We start from the raw sequence: 18,057 nt of genomic DNA on the forward strand, positions 1-18,057 counted from the left end.
CCGCCAGAGCACCGAAACCCAATCGACCCGGACCCGGACGGCCACCCGGCACCCCGAACAGACGCCGGGCACCCCGCTACGACGTGGGCAAAACCGTCCGCCGCGAGAAGACCCTTACCGCCCTACAACGGCCGAAAGGATAAAGAACAAGCTCAGTCGGTCGTGGGGTCCTCGTGGCCGGCCGCGCGGCGCTGGCGGGAGGCGTAGCTGCGGGACTTGTTGCGGTTGCCGCACACCCGCATCGAGCACCAGCGGCGGCTGCGGTTCTTCGAGACGTCCCAGAACGCCCACCCGCAGGTGTGCTCCGCGCAGCGCTTGAGGCGGGCGGCGTCGCCGGTGGCGACCAGCTCGCTCCAGGCGATCGCGAGCGCGACCAGCGGTTCGCGCTCCGGTGACAGCCCGGGCGCCGGCGTCAGCCGGCCGCGTGCCGTGACGAGCACCGGGTGCTCGGCCAGCGCGCGGTCGGCGGCGGCGAGCAGCGCCGGGTCAGGGGTGTCGCCGACGTGGGCGCCCAACTCCTCGCGGATGCCGGCGCGCAGGGCCAGGTAGGCCGCGTGCGCCTCGGGCGTGATCCCGGCCGCCGCGGCGGCGAGCAGGCCCCGGCCCCGCAGCCAGGCGGCCAACCCGTCCGGGGTGGCGAACTCGTCGCTCGCCGCCTCCACGTCGACGGTGTTGGCGAACGCCTCGACCAGTACGGCCGAGGCCGGCGGCTCCAGCATCGCGGTGCACCTCCTGCGGTTCCCTTCGCCACTCTACCGGCTAAGTGTTTTGCCGGTTGTCGGCGGCGTCCTGGTGTGCCAGAGTGCTCCTCACCGGTAAAGCCGTTAGGTGGTTAGGGGGCGGTCGTGCTCACGAAGGTGAAGGTGGACGGGCGAACGCGGATCGAGGGGGTCGCCGGCCCACCGGACCCGCGCCGCCGCAACACGGCCGTCCTGGTCGGCTTCACCGCCGCGACCAACCTCGCCGACGGCGTGCTGAAGACGGCCCTCCCGCTGCTCGCCGCCCAGCTCACCGAGTCGCCCGCCCAGGTGACCGCCGTGTCGCTGACCCTCACGCTGCCCTGGCTGCTCCTCGCCCTGCACATCGGCGTCCTCGTCGACCGCTTCGACCGGCGGCTGCTGCTGTGGGCCGCCAACGGGATGCGGCTGGCGGCGATGGGCGCCCTCACCGCCTCCGCCGTCGCCGGCGGGCTCACGCTCGGCCGGCTGCTGGCCGCCGGGGTGGTCCTCGGGGTCGCCGACGTGCTGGCCGCCACCGCCGCCTCCGCGCTGGTCCCGGCCGCCGTGCCGGCCGCCGGCCGGGAGCGCGCCAACGCCTGGATGGTGGGGGCCGAGACCGTGGGGCAGGAGTTCGCCGGGCCCTTCGTCGGCGGGCTGCTGCTGGCCGCCGGCACCAGCCTCGCGCTCGGGGCCACGGGCGCCGCGTACGCCGTCGCCGCCCTCTCCCTGTTCCTGCTCGCCGGGCGCTTCCGCGCCGCGGGGCCCGCCGGGGGCGTGGGTCCCGGCTCGGTCAACGGCCGCGTCGTCGAAGGGCTGCGGCTCCTCTGGCGGGACCGGGTGCTGCGCACGCTCTCGCTGCTCGTCGCGGTGCTCTCCGCCGGCTGGGGCGGCTGGCTGGCGCTCATGCCGCTCCACGCCCAGCAGGTCATGGGGGTCGGTCCTGAGCGGTACGGCGTCGTGCTCAGCGCCCTCGGCGTGGGCGGACTCGCCGGCGCACTCGTCGTGACCCGGGTGAACCGGCTGCTCGGCGTCCGCTGGGCGATGTTCGCCGACCTCGTCGGCACCGCCGCGATGATGGCGCTGCCCGCCCTGACCGGCAGCGTCTGGGCGGTGGCGGTCGGCGCCCTGCTCGGCGGTGCGGGCGGCACGCTCTGGTCGGTCAACGCCCGCACCATCGCCCAGCGGGCCGTCCCCGACGAACTGCTCGGCCGCTACAACGCGGCGGCCCGGCTCTTCAGCTTCGGCGCCATGCCGCTGGGCGCGGCCCTGATGGGCCTGCTCGCGGAGGCGGTCGGCACCCGGCCGGCCTTCGCGGTGTTCGCGGTGGCCACGGCGGCGACGCTGGTGCCGTACCTGCGGAACGTCACCGCTGCGGCCCTTCGCCCACTTGCCTAAAGCCTTTAGGTAATCTCATAATAGCTTCAGGCTGAAAGGGGGAGCGATATGGCACGGGTGGGGCTCACCGGTGAGCGGCTGGCGCGGGCCGGGGCGGAGCTGGCCGACGAGGTCGGGTTCGAGCAGGTGACCGTCTCCGCGCTGGCCCGGCGGTTCGACGTCAAGGTCGCCAGCCTCTACTCGCACGTGAAGAGCTCCCGGGATCTCCGGGTCAGGATCGCGCTGCTCGCGCTCGACGAGCTCGCCGACCGGGCCGCCGAGGCCCTCGCCGGGCGGTCGGGGAAGGACGCGCTGGCGGCGTTCGCCAACGTCTACCGCGACTACGCCCGGGAACACCCGGGCCGCTACGCGGCCGCCAGGCTCCGGCTCGAACCGGCCGAGGCGGCCGCCAGCGCGGGACCAAGGCACGCGCGGATGACGCGGGCGATCCTCCGCGGCTACGAGCTGCCCGAGCCGGAGCAGACGCACGCCGTCCGGATGCTCGGCAGCGTCTTCCACGGCTACGTCAGCCTGGAGCTCGCCGGCGGGTTCGGTCACAGCGCGCCGGACCCGGGGGAGAGCTGGTCCCGGATCCTCGACGCCCTCGACGCCACCCTGCGGAACTGGCCCGCCACCCCACCCACGGACGACTGACGATCGACATGAACGACACACCCCTCACCACCCTCACCACCCCCATTACCGCCGAGCTGCTGCGCGGCGCCCTCGACCTGGAGCGGACCGGGCGCGGCCTGCTGCCGCACCGGCTGCCCGCCAGGGCCCGCGCGCAGTGCGCCGACGCCCAGCTCGCGATGACCGAGTCCCAACCGTCCGGCGTGCGGCTGGCGTTCACCACCCGCGCCACCGCCGTCGAGCTGGACACGCTGCCCACCAGGCGGGTCTACCCCGGCGCCCCGCCCCGCCCGGACGGCGTCTACGAGCTGCTGGTCGACGGCGAGCCGGCCGGGCGGGCCACCGCCACCGGCGGGGACGTGCTCACCGTCGACCTGGCCACCGGGGCCACCACGAGAGAGCAGGGGCCGGTGGCCACCCTCCGATTCGCCGGCCTGCCGGACCGCGTCAAGGACGTCGAGATCTGGCTGCCGCACAACGAGACCACCGAGCTGGTGGCGCTGCGCACCGACGCCCCCGTGGAGCCGACACCGGCGCGTGGGCGGCCCGTGTGGGTGCACCACGGCAGCTCCATCAGCCACGGCTCGGACGCCGCGAGCCCCACCACCACCTGGCCGGCGATCGCCGCCGCGCGCGGTGGCGTGGAGCTGGTCAACCTCGGCTTCGGCGGCGGCGCCCTGCTCGACCCCTTCACGGCCCGGGCGATCCGGGACACCCCGGCCGACCTGATCAGCGTCAAGATCGGCATCAACATCGTCAACGCCGACCTGATGCGGCTGCGCGCCTTCGGCCCCGCCGTCCACGGCTTCCTCGACACGATCCGCGAGGGCCACCCCGACACGCCGCTGCTCGTCGTCTCGCCCATCCACTGCCCGATCCACGAGGAGACCCCGGGCCCCTGCGCCTTCGACCCCGACGCGCTCGCCGCCGGCCAGGTGCGGTTCATTGCCACCGGCGACCCCGCCGAGCGCGCCGCGGGGAAGCTGACGCTCGGCGTCATCAGGGACGAGCTGGCCGGGATCGTGGAGCGGCGCGCGGCCGAGGACCCGCGGCTGCACCACCTCGACGGCCGGGAGCTGTACGGCGCGGCCGACTTCGCCGAACTGCCGCTGCCCGACGGGCTCCACCCGGACGCCGCCACCCACCGCCGGATCGGCGAGCGCTTCGCCGAGCGGGTGTTCGCCGGCCGGCGTGCGCCGTTCGCCCCCGCGGTCGAGTAGTCAAGCGGTAGCTTTCCGTCATCGGATTGTTCGTCCCGCCGACACCGGCGGGCCAGGGCACAGGGGTGGCGGGTGACCGAGAGCGGCAACGTACGGCGGCGGTGGCCGGACCGGCTGGTCCCCGGCCTGTGGTGGGCGGTGGCGGGCGCGGCGACGGCCTGGCGCGTCGTGGCCCGGACCGCCGACCAACGGGTGGACTCCGTCGGCGAGTTGGTTGGCACGCCTGTCCTGCTCCTCGCCTTCGGGCTGCTGGTGGCGCTTGCCCTGCCGTTCACCGGGCGGTGGGTGGCGCCGGCGGTGCTGTCGCTGCTCGCCGCCGCGCGCCCGCTGTGGGAGGCGTGGGACGGCGGCGGCCCGGGGCCGCTGCCCGTCGTGGCGGTGCTGGCCGGCTGGCTCTGGGGCGGCCGGCGCGGCGGCGTGCTGATCGGCCTCGGCGCCGTGTTCCAGCCGGCGCTGCTGCTGTTCTGCGCGCTGCTGTGGCTGACCGGGCGGCGCGCCCCGGCTCGGGCCGCCGGGGGCGCGTTCCTCGTCGGCGGCGGGCTCTCCCTGGTGGCCGGCACGGGCGCCCCCTGGGCGTCCGACGTCGCGGCGGGGGTGCTCGCCAACCAGTCGCTGCACGGCGCGTTGCTCCGCCTCGGGGCGCACGGCCCGGCCGAGGTGGCGCTCCTGCTGCCGCTCGCCGGGGCCGTCTGCGTCCTCGCGCTGCGCCGCGCGGTCCGCTTCGCGCGCGACGACCAGCCGTTGCTCGCCGCCGCCGTGCTGGGCTGCGCCGGGCTCGCCGCCACGCCGGCCCCCTGGGCGTTCGGCCAGCTGTGGCTGGTCGCGGCGCTCGCCGGCCGGGTCGGGCGGCGCACCGCCGACCGCCCGGTGTGGCCGGTGCTGCTGGTGCTCGCGCTGGTCCTGGACGGCGGCGCGCTGGTGCCGAAGCTGGCCTGGCTGGCCCCGGTCGGCGAGAACGTGCCGCTGCTCGCCGCCCTCGCGGCGGCCTGCCTCGTCCGCTTCCTGCCGCGCACCTCGCCACGGTGGGAGCGGCCGGTGCGGGCCGGCGAGGCCGGCCGGCCCAACCTGCTGCTCGAACTGCTGCTGATCCGGGTCGGTTACTTCTGCTACTCCTGGGTGCGCTCCCAGGCCAGGGGCGACCGGGAGGCGGCCGAGGCGCACGGCCACCAGGTCCTCGACCTCGAACGCGCGCTCCGGGCCGACATCGAGCACGGGCTCAACCACGCCGTGGCGGGCGTGGGTTGGCTGGCCGACGCGATGGACTTCGCCTACGCCACCTTCCACTTCGCGGTGCCGCTGACCATCCTCGGCTGGCTGCTGGTCCGCCACCCCGCCGCCTACCGGGCCGGCCGCCGGGCGCTCGCGTTCACCACGCTGCTCGGCCTCGTCGGCTTCTGGCTCTACCCGCTCGCCCCGCCCCGGCTGATGCCGGGCCTCGGCTACATCGACACGGCCAACGGCGTCCAGGACCTGGACGACCCGCGCTACGGCCATCTCACCGGCATCACCAACCCGTACGCGGCCATGCCGTCGCTGCACGTGGGCTGGTCCCTGTGGTGCGCGGTGATGCTGTGGCGGCACGCCCCCTACCGCTGGCTGCGGGTCGCCGGCTTCGCCTACCCGCTGCTGACCACGGTCGTCATCATGGCCACCGCCAACCACTACCTGCTGGACGCGGTCGGCGGCGTGCTGGTGGTGGCCGGCGGGCTCGCTGCCTCAGGTCTTGGCGGCCGGGCCGTCCGGCGTCGGCACGGCGGAGCGGAGCCGGCGGTGGTCGGGGGCGCGCCGGAAGCGCCGGACCGGCGTCGGCTCGCCGGACGGGAACCGGTGCCCGGCGAGCCCACCGGCGAGTCGCGGGCTCCCGCCCCTCATCCGGCAGCTGAGCGGGACCGCGCCCCCGATCGCGACGGCGCTAGATTTGTTCCATGACTGAACAAACAGGGGACGGCAGCGCGGGGGACGCGGACTACGGGACGATCGGCACAGGCTACGCCGGCTACCGGCGGCCGGACCCGCGCATCGCGGCCGCCATCGAGCGGGCCCTCGGCGACGCCGTGACCGTCGTCAACGTCGGCGCGGGCGCCGGCTCCTACGAGTCCACGGACCGGCAGGTCACGCCCGTCGAGCCGTCGCGCACGATGCGGGACCAGCGGCCCGCGCACCGCGCGCCGGCCGTGGCCGCCACCGCGGAGGAACTGCCGTTCCCCGACCGGGCGTTCGACGCCGCGATGACCACCTTCAGCGTGCACCAGTGGAGCGACCTGGCGGCCGGGCTGCGGGAGCTGCGGCGGGTGACGCGCGGTCCGGTGGCCGTGCTGACCTGCGACCCGGCGCTGGTGCGCGACTTCTGGCTGTACGAGTACGCGCCCGCCGTCCTGGACGCCGAGGCGCGGCGCTACCCGGCGCCGCGCCGGATCGCCGAACTCCTCGGCGGACAGGCCACCGTGGAGCCGGTCCCGATCCCGCTGGACTGCGTCGACGGCTTCAACGAGGCGTACTACGGCCGCCCGGAACGCCTCCTCGAACCGGGCGCCCGGCAGGCCTGCTCGGCCTGGTCCTTCGTCGAGCCGGCCCTGGCCGAGGAGTACGTGGCGCGGCTGCGGCACGACCTCGAAACCGGGCGCTGGGACGAGCGGTTCGGCGCGCTACGGCGGCAACCGACGTACGACGGCTCACTGGTGCTGGTCCGCGCCGTTCCGTGACGCGGGGTGCCCGGCCGTGCTCGCCGTGGCGTGGGTCGACGCTCAGGCCCCGGAGCCGGCGGCCGTGCCGAGGCCGTGCCAGAGCACGGCCAGCATCCGGTCCGTGGCGGCCTCGGCGGTCAGCTCTGGGTGGCCTTCCTGCCAGAGGGCGAGGCGTTCGCCGGCGCCGATGACGATCTGGGCGTGGGCGGCGGCCGTCGCCGGGTCGGCCGCCAGGCCGCCGCCGTGCAGGAAGTCGGCGATCACGTCGGCCTGTTGGGCGCGCAGCGCCTCGACCTCGCGGCCCGCGTCGCCGGACAGCAGCGCGGACTCGCGGTTGAGCGCCGACCAGCTGGCGCGGTGGTCGTCGATGAAGCGGAAGAACGCGAGCAGCGCGGCGCGCAGCGCCTCGCGCGGCTCGGCGTGGCCGGCCAGGGAGCGGACGGTGGCGTCGAGGAGTTCGGCGCGGGCGCGGGCCAGGAGGGTGAGCAGCAGCCGTTCCTTGGAGGCGAAGTGGTCGTAGATCACCGGCTTGGACACCCCGGCGCGCTCGGCCAACTCGTCCATGGTGGCGAGCGCGTAGCCGCGCTCGCAGAACAACTGCTCGGCGATGTCGAGGATCTGCGCCGCGCGCTCGGCGCGCGGCATGCGGGTGCGCTGCCGCCTGGTCGTCACCCGGCGACCCTACCGCCGGTAACCTACTCGCGGTACCCTACTGGTGGTAGGTTACCGCGAGTAGGTTGGTGGGTCGGATGCTCTTCCTCGTCGTGGCGGTCGCCGTCTTCGGTGTCCTGCTGGGCACCGCGGCGCACATCCCGCCCACCGCGTCCCTCGTCGTGGGCGCCGCCATCGGCTGCTACCTGGTGGCGCTTGCCCTGCGGGAGCGGCGCCGCGCCGGGGCGGAGGAGCGGCGATGAGCGCCCGCGCGGCGGCGCGGGACGTCGAGACCGCCGACTCGATGGCCCTGTGGTCGTTCGTCTCGGGCCTCGTCGGCCTGCTGGTGTTCAACCTCGTGCTCGGCCCGCTGGCACTGGTGCTCGCGACGCTGGCGCTGACCGGCGGCACGGGGCGGCGCGGCCGCGCCGCCGCCGGTCTGGCCCTCGGCGTCGCCGACCTGGCGGTGCTGGCGGCGCTGGTCGCGAACGACGCGACGATCTCCTGGCACCTCGCCGCCTGAACCGGCCCACGCGCGGGGCGCCGCCGACCCAGGCGGGTGCGCCGTTCGGCGCGGAGGTCCCGCGCCTTGACGGTGGCGAGGAACGAAGTCCAGCCGGCGGCCTGGACGATGAGGGCCGGCCCGTCGGGAGACTTGCTGTCCCGCACGGGAACGAGGGCGGCGATGCCGTCCGCCACCTCGACGCACTGGCCATTTCCGCTGCTGTAACTGCTGGTGCGCCAGGCGGCGTTGCTGAGGGCGGAAGCGCGGTGATGGGGGGTGACGTGCAACAGCCCCGTGCGGCTGGAGTGGGCGCGCGGCCTGCCGTTTCCCAAGGGGACGGTGGTCGAGGACGGGGCCGGCCGTCGAGGCAGGCTGATGGACGGATTGATCGAGCGCGGCCGTGACGGCGACCGGGTCGTGAGGCGGCCCGCGTTCGTGCGTCCGCTCGGCGGTGGCCACGAGTGGCAGGTGCCGTTCGACGAGCTCCGGGCCGTCGGGGCCGAGTAGCCGGACGCGCCGCTCTGCCTGGCTGTTCTCCGCGAGGTGCTTGGGAAAACCAAGCACCTCGCGGAGAGACCCCGCGGTTGGTCGTGCTCGAAGAACCAGGCTGTGTGGACCACATGACATCCCCGGGCCAGCTCGGCCGGGGCCGCAGTGCCGTGGGCGCTCATGGGGAGCCGGGTGGAGCCGGGTGTCGCTCGATCACCCGAGGTGAGCCCACTCACCCTCAAGGATGCCGAACGTCTCCGAGTCCCTCCACCCGTCCCGGATCAGAGCGGTGTGACGGTGCCGTCCCTCCCACCTCATGCCGAGCTTGCTCAGCACCCGGGCCGAGGCGACGTTCCGCGGATCACAGGTCGCGTAGACGCGGTGCAGGCTCAACGCCTCGAACCCGTGCCGGAGCAGTCCTGTCCCGATCGCCGTGCCAATGCCCGCTCCCCAGGCGTTCGGGTGCACGACGTAGGAGATCTCGCCCTGACGCTGCGCGGAACTGCGGATGCGCAGCTCTCCCATGCCCACCACGGCAGCCGCTCGGTGGGCTGTGAAGGCGAACCTCCGCTGGGGCACGCGGGCCCACGCCTCGACCGCCCCGCGCACGAAAGCGCGTGTCTCCTCCTCGGTGTTGGGTCCCCAGGTCTGGAAACGGCAGGTCTCGGGGAGGCGCGCCCACGAATGCACGTCACGCCAGTCGGCGAACTCGATCCTCCGCAACGACACCGGGTTCCCCGCCACGAGCCGATCCTAGGCGCGGCGTGGGGCGCTCAAAGCGGGGGAGGGGGCGCGCCGGCGGCCGGTGGGTGGGTCAGGCCGTCGTGAGGGTGTGGGCCGAGGCGATCAGCTCGTCGGCGATCTCCAGTGCCGCGGTGAGTCGCTCGTCGAGCGTGGTGTCGGGGCCGTCGAAGGCGCTGAGGGCGAAGACCGCGGCGTGCAGGCTCATGAAGGCGGTGGTGGCCCGGAGGCGGGCCGGGAGCGGGGCGTCCTCGGGGACCAGCAGGCCGAGCAGGTGGCCCATGCGTTCCTTGAGGGCGTCGCGGATGGTGAGGTCGCGCAGGGTGGCCTGGTTCTCGTGCATGAAGCGGAAGAGCGGCTGGGCGGCGGCCAGGTTCGCGCCGTAACGGCGCAGCACCTCGCGCTTGGTCTCCAGCGTCGCGGGCTGCCCCTGGGCCCAGCTGACCAACTCGTCGACGGGCCTGGTCAGGTCCTCGAAGATGCTGCTGATGATGTCTTCCTTGGTCTTGAAGTGGTAGTAGAGCGCGGCCTTGGTGACATCGAGACGCTCGGCGATCTCGCGCAGCGAGGTCTTCTCGTAGCCCTGTTCGGCGAACAGCTCCAGGGCGACCTCCTGGATGCGCTGTCGGGTGTCGGACCGACGTGCAGGGCGCGTGCCGCTCATCCTTGTGCTCCCACTTTACTCATTACTTACTTGACGGCCGGCAAGTAGCCGCTCTACCGTCTCCAGGGTACTCAACTTGCCGGGCGGCAAGTAAGGGAGAAGGGGAAGTCATCGTGTCCCAGGAACGGGCCGAAGGTCAGGGGCAGGTCGAGGGGGCGGCGCAGCGCAACCTGACGCCGGTCGTCCTGGCCCTGGTGATCGCGATCATGCTCGCGATGCTGGACAACATGATCATCGGCACCGCCATGCCCACCATCGTGGGCGAGCTCGGCGGCACCGAGCATCTGTCCTGGGTGGTCACGGCCTACACGCTGGCCACGGCCGCCGCCACGCCGATCTGGGGCAAGATCGGCGACATGTACGGCAGGAAGGGCTCCTTCCTGACCTCCATCGTCATCTTCCTCGCCGGCTCGGCGCTCTCCGGACTCGCCCAGGACATGGGCCAGCTGATCGCCTTCCGGGCCGTACAGGGCCTGGGCGCCGGCGGGTTGCTCGTCGGCGTGATGGCGATCATCGGGGACCTGGTGCCGCCCCGCGAACGCGGCCGGTACCAGGGCATGATGGCCGGCGTCATGGCCCTGGCGATGATCGGCGGCCCCTCGCTCGGCGGCCTGATCACCGACCACCTCGGCTGGCGCTGGACCTTCTACATCAACCTGCCGCTCGGCGGCGCGGTCCTGGTCATGCTGGCTCTGGTGCTGCACCTGCCCAAGCGGCGCTCCCCGCACCGCATCGACTACCTCGGCGCCGTGCTGCTCGTGGTCGGCATCACCTCGATCGTGCTCGTCACCACCTGGGGCGGCACCGAGTACGACTGGGGCTCCGCGCAGATCGTCGGCCTCGCCGTCCTCGGCGCTCTCTCGCTGGTCACCTTCGTCTGGTCGCAGACGAGGGTCGCCGAGCCGATAATGCCACTGCACATCTTCCGCAGCCGCAACTTCACGCTGATGGCGGCGATCGGCTTCCTCGTCGGATTCGTGATGTTCGGCGCCACGCTCTACCTGCCGCTGTTCCAGCAGGCCGTGCAGGGCGCCTCGGCCACCAACTCCGGACTCCAGCTCCTCCCGATGCTGCTGTCGATGATGGCGGTGTCCATGATCGCCGGCCGCGCCACCACGAAGACCGGCCGCTACCGGATGTTCCCGATCGCCGGTGGCGCGCTGATGGTGGTCGGGCTGCTGCTGCTCTCCACGATGGACACCGGCACCAGCCGGCTGACGTCGGGCCTCTTCATGGCGGTGCTCGGCGCCGGCATGGGCTTCCTGATGCAGACCACGATGCTGGTCGCGCAGAACAGCGTGGAGCTGAAGGACATGGGCGTGGCCTCCTCCACCTCCACCCTCTTCCGCACCGTGGGCAGCTCGTTCGGCGTCGCCATCATGGGCGCGCTGTTCACCTCCCGGGTGAACGACGAGATGGCCGCCGCCAGCGGGGCGGCGGGCGGCGGCGCCGATCTGGGGTCGGCGGCGCTTGACGGGGCGAGCCTGGCCGCGCTGCCCGACCAGGTGCGCGAGGTGTACGAGCACGCGGTGGCCTCCGGCACCCAGCTCGCCTTTCTGGTCGGCGGGGTGATCGCGGTGGCGGCGTTCGTGCTGGCGCTGTTCGTCGAGGAGGTCCCGCTGCGCGGCGGCCCGGACGACGGGCCGACCGACGCGCGCGCCGACGAGGACAGGCCGGTCGTCGAGCCTGTCTGACCTGCCGGCCTACCGGTCCGAAGGACCGCAGCACCGATCGTGCGGGCCGCGCGGTCGGCCCGAGCCGGGGAGCTTCGGCCTCGGCGCTTTGATCCTCGGACCCCGTGGCTTCCGGGCCCCGGGGCCCTGGCCCCGGGCCCCAGGCGCTGGAGCGAGCGCGGGCCCCGGGGCCTCACGGCCTGGCGGCTTCCTGGCCCTGCGGCCTGTTCCGGACCTTGCGGCCTTGCGGCCTTGCGGTCTTGCGGTCTTGCGGTCGACGTTCGTGCGAGGCGCCCGTGCGCTCCCCAAACCTAGGGGGGTGCGCGGGCGTCGGTGCGTTATGCGATCGTTACTCAGCCTTCTGTCGCCCTCGGCGACTCGAACAGGGTGACAGTCGCGGGAAGGGCACCGCGCTTCGAAGACGGAGAGTGGATGGGCTACGACCAGGAGTTCGAGGAGTACGCGCGCGCCCGTCAGAGCCGGCTCTACCGCACGGCCGTGCTGCTGTGCGGCGACACCCACCGGGCGCAGGATCTCGTCCAGAACACCCTGGTGCGGCTGTTGCGTTACTGGCCACGGGCGATGCGCGCAGACAACATCGACGCCTACGCCCGCACGGTGCTGACCCGCACTTTCCTGGCTGAGCAGCGGAGGGGACTGCTCAGCCGGCGCGCGCACGCCGTCCAGGACAACCCCACCGCGCCAGGCGACCCGGCGTTGCGCGTCACGCTGCTCGCCGCGCTCGGTGAACTGCCGCCCAGGGCACGGGCGATGCTCATCCTCCGCTACTGGGAGGACCTGAGCGTGGCGACCGTGGCCGGCCTCATGCGGTGCAGCCAGTCCACGGTCAGGAGCACCTGCTCCCGCTCGCTCGCGCTGCTGCGCACCCGCCTCGACGGCGTCGAGCTGCGCGCCGAGCCGTACGCCGACTTCTACGCGAGCCTCGGTGCCGAGCCGGACCGCTGAGGCCACCCTGAAAACGCGCCGCACGACGAACGACGAACGACAGAACTGATGACGAAGGGGACGACCGTGCACTACTTCCACGCCGAGGAGCCGGAGCTCAGGCGGGCGATGGAACATGCGGTCGGCGGCCTGGCGCCCCCCGTCGACCTGGTGCCCGGAGCGCTCCTGCTGGGGCGCCGCCGCCGGGCGCGGGCCCGGCTGGCCACGGCCGGCGGCGGCGTCGCGGCCGCCGCGCTCGCCACCGTCCTGGCGGTCGGCTTCGTGCCGCCGGGGGACGACGACATGGTGGCCGAGCCACCGGCGTCGACCGCGACCGAGCCGGGGCTGCCGGGGCCGACCGTGTCCACCCCGGTCCCGAGCCAGGACAACCCCGAGTCGCACGCCCGCGCCGTGGACTACCGCGCGCGTGTGTCCGCGCTGCTCAGCGAGCTGCTGCCGGGCGTGGGCGCCGTCTCGGCGACGGACTACGACATCGCCCGCTACCGGGGCGTGACGGGCTCGGACGCCGCGTACCAGATCACCTTCTCGGCCACCCCCGACGCCGACCCGGACGCCTGGCGCTGCGAGGCGAGCGAATCGACCGAGACCTGCACCGAACTCCAGCTCTCCGGCGGCACCCCGGCCGCCGTCCGGACCACGCCGGACGGCCAGTCGGCCGCCGGGCTGCGGGTGGTCTTCCCCTACAGCGGCACCGAGGCCACGGTCGCGGTGGCCGCCGACTCGGGGGAGGAGGGGGCGCTGCCCGTGGACGTCGCGGACCTGACGGCCGTGGCCGAGAGCCAGGACGCCCGTGAACTCCTCCTGGAGGGCGCTGAGTTGGCGCAATCGATGGCGTCATAACCTGGCATCTGCGCACGGGCGCCACAGCAGCATCACAAGTACCACCAGAGAGGAACCACCATGGGCACCCGAGCCCGTCGTGCCCATCCGTCGGGACGGGGCGCGCGACGCCGTAGACGCCCCGGCCGCGCGGCCCGCCTCCTCAGGGGCGCCACGCTGATCGTCGTGCTCGGCGTCGCGGTGGTGACGCTGCGGATCGTGATGCGGGACGACGTGCTGGCCGAGACGCACGCCGGCGCCGAGTCGCCGGCCACCGAGGCGCCCGCCGCGTCCGAACCCACGCCCGAGCCCGAGCCCGAACCCGAGCCGGATCCGGAGCCCGAACTCGACATCGAAATCGAACCGACAGAGGACGAGAACGAGAACGAGGACGAGGAGATACCCGTCCCCGAGACCGGGCCCGGCACCTTCCGCGTCGCCGGGGGCGGCGGCGAACCGGTCGGCGGCGACGCCGTCCTCACCTACCGCCTGGAGGTCGAGGACGGCATCGAGCTCGACCCGGACGAGGCCGCCGCCGAGGTCCAGGTCATCCTCGCCGACCCACGCGGCTGGACCGCCGAGGGCGACACCGGCTTCCAGCTGGTCGGGGACGGCCCCGCCGACTTCGTCGTCCAGATCGCCACCCCGGGCACCGTCGACGCCATCTGCGGCCAGTACGGCCTCGACACCCGAGGCGAGGTCAACTGCAGCGTCGCCCAGACCGTCGTCGTCAACCTCCGCCGCTGGGTGGAGGGTTCGCCGCAGTTCCCCGGCCCCGTCGAGGAGTACCGGGCGCTGATCGTCAACCACGAGGTCGGCCACTACCTCGGGCACGGCCACGAGGGCTGCTCCGAGCCCGGCGCGCCGGCCCCCGCGATGATGCAGCAGATCAAGGGCCTGGACGGCTGCGTCGCCAACGCCTGGCCCTACGACGAGAACGGCACCTACCTCTCGGGCCCCGCCCTGCCGTGACACGCCGTGGTGGGCCGGTTGCGCCGAGCTCCCGACGACCGGCAAGGTGCGCGCATGGAGCCGGAACAGCAGCTCATGCAGCGCCTCAGCGCCGCCAAGGTCAGCGCCGTCGCCCTCACCTGGGTCGACAACGCCGGGCTCACCCGCGTCAAGGCCGTGCCGGTGGGCCGGCTCGTGGAGGCCGTGCGGCGCGGCGTCGGCATGTCGCCCGTCTTCGACGTCTTCCTCGTCGACGACTCCATCACCAGCAGCCCCAGGATCGGCGGCCCGGACGGCGACCTGCGGCTCGTCCCCGACCTCGACCGGCTCACCGTGCTCGCCGCCCAGCCCGGCTGGGCCTGGGCGCCCGCCGACCGCTACGAGCAGACCCGCGCCCCCTACGCGGCCTGCCAGCGGCGGTTCGCCCGCCGGCAGGCCGAGCGGGCGCTCGCCGAGCACGGCCTGGAAGTGCGGATGGGCTTCGAGACCGAATGGGTCGTCACACGTCCGGGTGATTCCGGGGAGACGCGGGTGCCGGCCGGTGGCGCCGGACCCGCCTACGGCATGAGCCGGCTCGTCGAGTCCTCCGACTACGTCCGCGACCTCGCCGAGGCGTTCGCCGCCCAGGGGCTGCCGCTGCTCCAACTCCACCCCGAGTACTCGCCAGGACAGTTCGAGATCTCCGCCAGGCCCGCCGACCCCGTCACCGCCGCCGACGACGCCGTGCTGGTCCGCGAGACCGTGCGCGCCGTCTCCCACCGGCACGGCCTCGCCGCCTCCTTCGCGCCCGTCGTCGACACCGTGAGCCTCGGCAACGGCCGCCACCTGCACCTCAGCCTCTGGCGCGGCGGCAAGAACGCCTGCCGCGACGGCGACGGCCCGTACGGCATGAGCGCCATCTGCGAGGCGTTCCTCGCCGGCGTGCTGCGCGAACTGCCCGCGCTGCTGGCCATCGGCGCCCCCAGCCCCGCCAGCTACCTGCGGCTGCGGCCCTCCGTGTGGGCCGGCGCCTTCCAGTGCTGGGGCCTGGAGAACCGCGAGGCCGCCGTCCGCTTCGTCACCGGCGCGCCCGACGACCAGGACGCCGCCAACGCCGAGGTCAAGTGCTTCGACGGGGCGGCCAACCCGTACCTGGTGACCGGCGCCGTCATCGCCGCCGGCCTCGCCGGGGCCGCCGACGGGCTCACCCTGCCGCAGCCGGTCGTCGGCGACCCGGCGGAACGCCGCGTCGCCCCGCCACCCCGGCTGCCCGAGTCGCTGCCGGCCGCCCTCGACCACCTGGAGGCCTCGACCGTGCTGCGCACCGCGCTCGGCGAGGAGCTGTACGGCGCGATCCTCGCCGTCCGGCAGGGCGAGGTCGCGCTGTTCGCCACGTCCACGCCGGAGCAGATCGCCGCCGCCACCAGGGAGCGGTACTGATGACGGACACCGCTGACCGCATGGACCTCGTCGACCAGCACTGCCACGGCGTCCTGCGCCAGGGCCCCGTCGACACCGCGCACTTCGGCTCGCTGCTCACCGAGTCCGACGCGCCGCCCGCGCCCGGCACCAGCCACTTCGACAGCCAACTCGGCTTCGCCGTCCGCCGCTGGTGCGCCCCCGTCCTCGACCTCCCCGCCAACTGCCCGCCGGACGACTACCTCGCGCGGCGCCGCGAACTCGGCACCCCCGAGGTCACCCGCCGGCTGCTGCGCGCCGCCGGCCTCAGCACCCTGCTGGTCGACACCGGCCTCCCCGGCGACCTCCTCACCCCGGCCGAGCTCGCCGAGGCCGCCGGGGCGCCCGCGCACGAGATCGTCCGTCTGGAGACGCTGGCCGAGGCGGTGGCCGACCGGGACCCCGACGCCGCCGCGTTCCCCGACCGGCTCGCCGAGGCCGTCGCCGAGGCCGCGCGCACCGCCGTCGCGTTCAAGTCCATCGCCGCCTACCGGTACGGCCTCGCCCTCGACCCGACCCCGCCGACCGGCGCCGAACTCCGCGCCGCCGCCGGCCACTGGCTCGCCGACCGCCGGCCCGGCGGCCGGCTCACCGACCCCGTACTGCTGCGCCACCTGCTGTGGTCGGCGGCCGAGAGCGGCCTCCCGCTCCAGATCCACACCGGCTTCGGCGACCCCGACCTGCGGCTGCCCGACGCCGATCCGCTGCTGCTCAGCGACTTCGTCCGGTCGGTCCGCCCGACCGGCTGCCGCCTGGTGCTGCTGCACTGCTACCCCTACCACCGGGGCGCCGGCTACCTGGCCGCCGTCCACCCACACGTCTACGCCGACGTCGGCCTCACCCTCGGTCACACCGGAGCCAGGTCGCGGGCGGTGCTCGCCGAGGCGCTGGAGCTGACGCCGTTCGGCAAGCTGCTGTTCTCGACCGACGCCTACGGGCTGCCCGAGCTCTACCTGGTGGGCTCCCGCTCCTTCACCGCGGGGCTCGGCGAACTCCTGGACGGCTGGGTCAAGGACGGCTCCTGGGCGCCCGCCGACGCGGCCAGGGTCGCGGGGCTGCTGGGCGGCGGCAACGCGCGCCGCCTCTACGGACTGCCGCCTGGCGGCTGAGGCGGGCCGCCGTCAACCTTCGGCCGACAGCACCCCCGCCGCGCGGCGACTTTGGTCGTCGAACGGCGGGCCCGGTGACCGATACCCGCCGTCCGCCGCCGCTCCTAGCGTCACCCGCATGGGAAGTCAGTCGGTGGCCCGCGGGCCCGTGCGGGCTGCGGAGCGGGCGCTGGCGCCCGATCTGGCGCGCGGCGTCATGCTGTTGCTCATCTGCCTCTCCAACACCGGTTTCCACCTGTACGCCGCCCACCACGGCGCGTCCGGCTGGCACCCCGACGAGGGATCACCGGCCGACCGGGTGGTGCAGTTCGTGATGATCACCTGCCTCGACCTGCGGGTATACCCGCTGTTCGCCTTCCTCTTCGGCTACGGCATGACGCAGCTCTACCTCCGGCAGACGGCCCGCGGCGCCACGCCGCGCGACGCCGTCCGGCTGCTGCGGCGCCGCGGCCTGTGGCTGATCGTGATCGGCTTCGCGCACGCGGCATTCCTGATGGCCGGCGACATCACCGGCGCCTACGGGGTGGCGAGCCTGCTGCTCGGCTGGCTGTTCGTCCGCCGCGGCGACCGGACCGTGCTGGTCGGGGCCGCCGTGGCCCTCGCCCTCGTGCTGCTTTCGGCGTGGCCGGCGGTGACCGCCGTCGCGGCCGGCGACCTCGGACGGCTCGGGGACGCCCCGACCGAACCCACCACCGTGGTGTACGCCGCCGGCGAGGACGACCCGCTGGCCGCGGCCGGCACCCGGCTGACGACCTGGGCGTTCGTCACGCTGGCCGGCGGCTTCCTCGCGGCGCCGATGTTCCTGGTGATGCTGCTGGGGTTCTGGGCGGCGCGCCGGCGGGTGCTGGAGGAGCCGGCGCCCCGTCGGCGGCTGCTGCGGTGGACGGCGGTCGTCGGCATCACCGTCGGCTGGCTCGGCGGCCTCCCCGGGGCGCTGGCCCACGTCGGGGCCGTGCGGGTGCCGGCGGACGCGATCTCGGAGGGCGGCTCGCTCCGGCTGATATCCGAGGCCACGGGCCCGTTCGCCGGCCTCGGCTACGTGGCGGTCTTCGCGCTCCTCGCCGGGCGCCTGCGCCGTCCCGGCCGAGCGACGCGGGCCGTGGCCGCGCTCGGCAGACGCTCGCTCTCCGGCTACCTCGCCCACTCCCTCCTCTTCGCGCCCGTCCTCGCCGCCTGGGGCATCGGCCTCGGCGCGCACCTGTCGAGCGCGACGATGGCGCTGTTCGCCTGCGCCGTCTGGCTGACCACGGTCCTCGCCGCGGACTTTCACGAACGCCGCCGCCCCGACGCCCCCGGCCCGGCCGAATCCCTCCTCCGCCGCGGCGTCTACGGCCCCCACCCCGCGCGCTCCGCGCCGTAGGCGCGGTCCTGGCCGGGCGGCAGGCACCGCGTGGCGCGGCCGGTGGCCGCGGGTGGCCTCGC

General features: G+C 74.4%; 19 protein-coding genes and 1 pseudogene. 15 read left to right on the forward strand and 5 right to left on the reverse strand.

Going from position 1 to position 18,057, the window contains the following annotated elements; genetic code table 11:
• Positions 1–152: 152 nt before the first annotated feature.
• A complete protein-coding gene (locus ACFWI8_RS32770) occupies positions 153–719 on the reverse strand; it encodes a CGNR zinc finger domain-containing protein (protein WP_387099008.1) in 567 nt (188 codons plus the stop codon).
• Positions 720–857: 138 nt separating this feature from the next.
• Here ACFWI8_RS32770 and ACFWI8_RS32775 point away from each other — a divergent pair, with 138 nt between their 5' ends.
• The 5 genes from ACFWI8_RS32775 (at position 858) to ACFWI8_RS32795 (ending at position 6,648) form a co-directional block, all read left to right on the forward strand.
• Positions 858–2,114: an MFS transporter gene (locus ACFWI8_RS32775; RefSeq protein WP_387099058.1), complete on the forward strand. Its 1,257-nt coding sequence runs from the start codon at positions 858–860 to the stop codon at positions 2,112–2,114.
• Between the two features lie 48 nt (positions 2,115–2,162).
• Positions 2,163–2,747, forward strand: coding sequence for a TetR/AcrR family transcriptional regulator (locus ACFWI8_RS32780; RefSeq protein ID WP_387099010.1), 585 nt, complete (start codon positions 2,163–2,165; stop codon positions 2,745–2,747).
• 8 nt (positions 2,748–2,755) lie between these two features.
• Entirely contained in the window at positions 2,756–3,946 is a 1,191-nt protein-coding gene (locus ACFWI8_RS32785; RefSeq protein WP_387099012.1) for a GDSL-type esterase/lipase family protein, read from the forward strand.
• A 72-nt stretch (positions 3,947–4,018) separates the two neighbouring features.
• Positions 4,019–5,875: a phosphatase PAP2 family protein gene (locus ACFWI8_RS32790; RefSeq protein ID WP_387099014.1), complete on the forward strand. Its 1,857-nt coding sequence runs from the start codon at positions 4,019–4,021 to the stop codon at positions 5,873–5,875.
• On the forward strand, positions 5,872–6,648 hold the full coding sequence (locus ACFWI8_RS32795) for a class I SAM-dependent methyltransferase (RefSeq protein WP_387099016.1): 777 nt from the start codon (positions 5,872–5,874) through the stop codon (positions 6,646–6,648). The genes ACFWI8_RS32790 and ACFWI8_RS32795 overlap by 4 nt, the downstream gene beginning before the upstream one ends.
• Positions 6,649–6,690: 42 nt before the next feature.
• Here the strand turns inward: ACFWI8_RS32795 and ACFWI8_RS32800 are convergent, their stop codons facing one another.
• Entirely contained in the window at positions 6,691–7,302 is a 612-nt protein-coding gene (locus tag ACFWI8_RS32800; RefSeq protein WP_387099018.1) for a TetR/AcrR family transcriptional regulator, read from the reverse strand.
• 77 nt (positions 7,303–7,379) lie between these two features.
• Here ACFWI8_RS32800 and ACFWI8_RS32805 point away from each other — a divergent pair, with 77 nt between their 5' ends.
• Together ACFWI8_RS32805 and ACFWI8_RS32810 are read left to right on the forward strand one after the other, a co-directional pair.
• The gene (locus ACFWI8_RS32805) at positions 7,380–7,544 is read left to right on the forward strand and encodes a hypothetical protein (RefSeq protein ID WP_387099020.1); all 165 of its coding nucleotides are present in this window, start codon (positions 7,380–7,382) and stop codon (positions 7,542–7,544) included.
• A complete protein-coding gene (locus ACFWI8_RS32810; RefSeq protein ID WP_387099022.1) occupies positions 7,541–7,804 on the forward strand; it encodes a DUF4190 domain-containing protein in 264 nt (87 codons plus the stop codon). Before ACFWI8_RS32805 ends, ACFWI8_RS32810 begins: the two co-directional genes overlap by 4 nt.
• Before the next feature lie 77 nt (positions 7,805–7,881).
• Here the strand turns inward: ACFWI8_RS32810 and ACFWI8_RS32815 are convergent.
• A pseudogene (locus ACFWI8_RS32815) lies at positions 7,882–8,118 on the reverse strand (DUF397 domain-containing protein); the annotation flags it as partial.
• Here ACFWI8_RS32815 and ACFWI8_RS32820 point away from each other — a divergent pair.
• Positions 8,063–8,293: a hypothetical protein gene (locus tag ACFWI8_RS32820; protein WP_387099024.1), complete on the forward strand. Its 231-nt coding sequence runs from the start codon at positions 8,063–8,065 to the stop codon at positions 8,291–8,293. The pseudogene ACFWI8_RS32815 and the gene ACFWI8_RS32820 sit on opposite strands and share 56 nt — an antisense overlap.
• Before the next feature lie 195 nt (positions 8,294–8,488).
• On the opposite strand, the gene ACFWI8_RS32825 is transcribed toward ACFWI8_RS32820, so the two are convergent.
• Both ACFWI8_RS32825 and ACFWI8_RS32830 read right to left on the reverse strand, forming a co-directional pair.
• Positions 8,489–9,019, reverse strand: a complete 531-nt coding sequence (locus tag ACFWI8_RS32825) for a GNAT family N-acetyltransferase (protein ID WP_387099026.1) — start codon at positions 9,017–9,019, stop codon at positions 8,489–8,491.
• A 70-nt stretch (positions 9,020–9,089) separates the two neighbouring features.
• A complete protein-coding gene (locus tag ACFWI8_RS32830; protein WP_387099027.1) occupies positions 9,090–9,680 on the reverse strand; it encodes a TetR/AcrR family transcriptional regulator in 591 nt (196 codons plus the stop codon).
• 113 nt (positions 9,681–9,793) lie between these two features.
• Between ACFWI8_RS32830 and ACFWI8_RS32835 the strand changes: the two genes are divergently transcribed.
• From ACFWI8_RS32835 to ACFWI8_RS32865, 7 genes are all read left to right on the forward strand, one after another.
• Positions 9,794–11,374 (forward strand): MDR family MFS transporter, encoded by a 1,581-nt coding sequence (locus ACFWI8_RS32835; RefSeq protein ID WP_387099028.1) that lies wholly within the window; start codon positions 9,794–9,796, stop codon positions 11,372–11,374.
• A gap of 411 nt (positions 11,375–11,785) precedes the next feature.
• A complete protein-coding gene (locus ACFWI8_RS32840) occupies positions 11,786–12,319 on the forward strand; it encodes a SigE family RNA polymerase sigma factor (protein WP_387099029.1) in 534 nt (177 codons plus the stop codon).
• A gap of 48 nt (positions 12,320–12,367) precedes the next feature.
• The gene (locus tag ACFWI8_RS32845) at positions 12,368–13,159 is read left to right on the forward strand and encodes a hypothetical protein (RefSeq protein WP_387099031.1); all 792 of its coding nucleotides are present in this window, start codon (positions 12,368–12,370) and stop codon (positions 13,157–13,159) included.
• Positions 13,160–13,219: 60 nt separating this feature from the next.
• On the forward strand, positions 13,220–14,110 hold the full coding sequence (locus tag ACFWI8_RS32850; RefSeq protein WP_387099032.1) for a DUF3152 domain-containing protein: 891 nt from the start codon (positions 13,220–13,222) through the stop codon (positions 14,108–14,110).
• Positions 14,111–14,164: 54 nt separating this feature from the next.
• Positions 14,165–15,508 carry a glutamine synthetase gene (locus tag ACFWI8_RS32855; protein ID WP_387099034.1) on the forward strand — a complete coding sequence of 448 codons (1,344 nt, stop codon included), beginning with the start codon at positions 14,165–14,167 and terminating at the stop codon, positions 15,506–15,508.
• On the forward strand, positions 15,508–16,635 hold the full coding sequence (locus tag ACFWI8_RS32860) for an amidohydrolase family protein (RefSeq protein ID WP_387099036.1): 1,128 nt from the start codon (positions 15,508–15,510) through the stop codon (positions 16,633–16,635). Before ACFWI8_RS32855 ends, ACFWI8_RS32860 begins: the two co-directional genes overlap by 1 nt.
• Before the next feature lie 118 nt (positions 16,636–16,753).
• On the forward strand, positions 16,754–17,995 hold the full coding sequence (locus ACFWI8_RS32865) for a DUF418 domain-containing protein (protein ID WP_387099038.1): 1,242 nt from the start codon (positions 16,754–16,756) through the stop codon (positions 17,993–17,995).
• The last annotated feature ends 62 nt before the right edge of the window (positions 17,996–18,057 follow it).

This window comes from Streptomyces sp. NPDC127098, from assembly GCF_042722465.1.
GTDB classification, from domain to species: Bacteria; Actinomycetota; Actinomycetes; order Streptomycetales; family Streptomycetaceae; genus Streptomyces; species Streptomyces millisiae.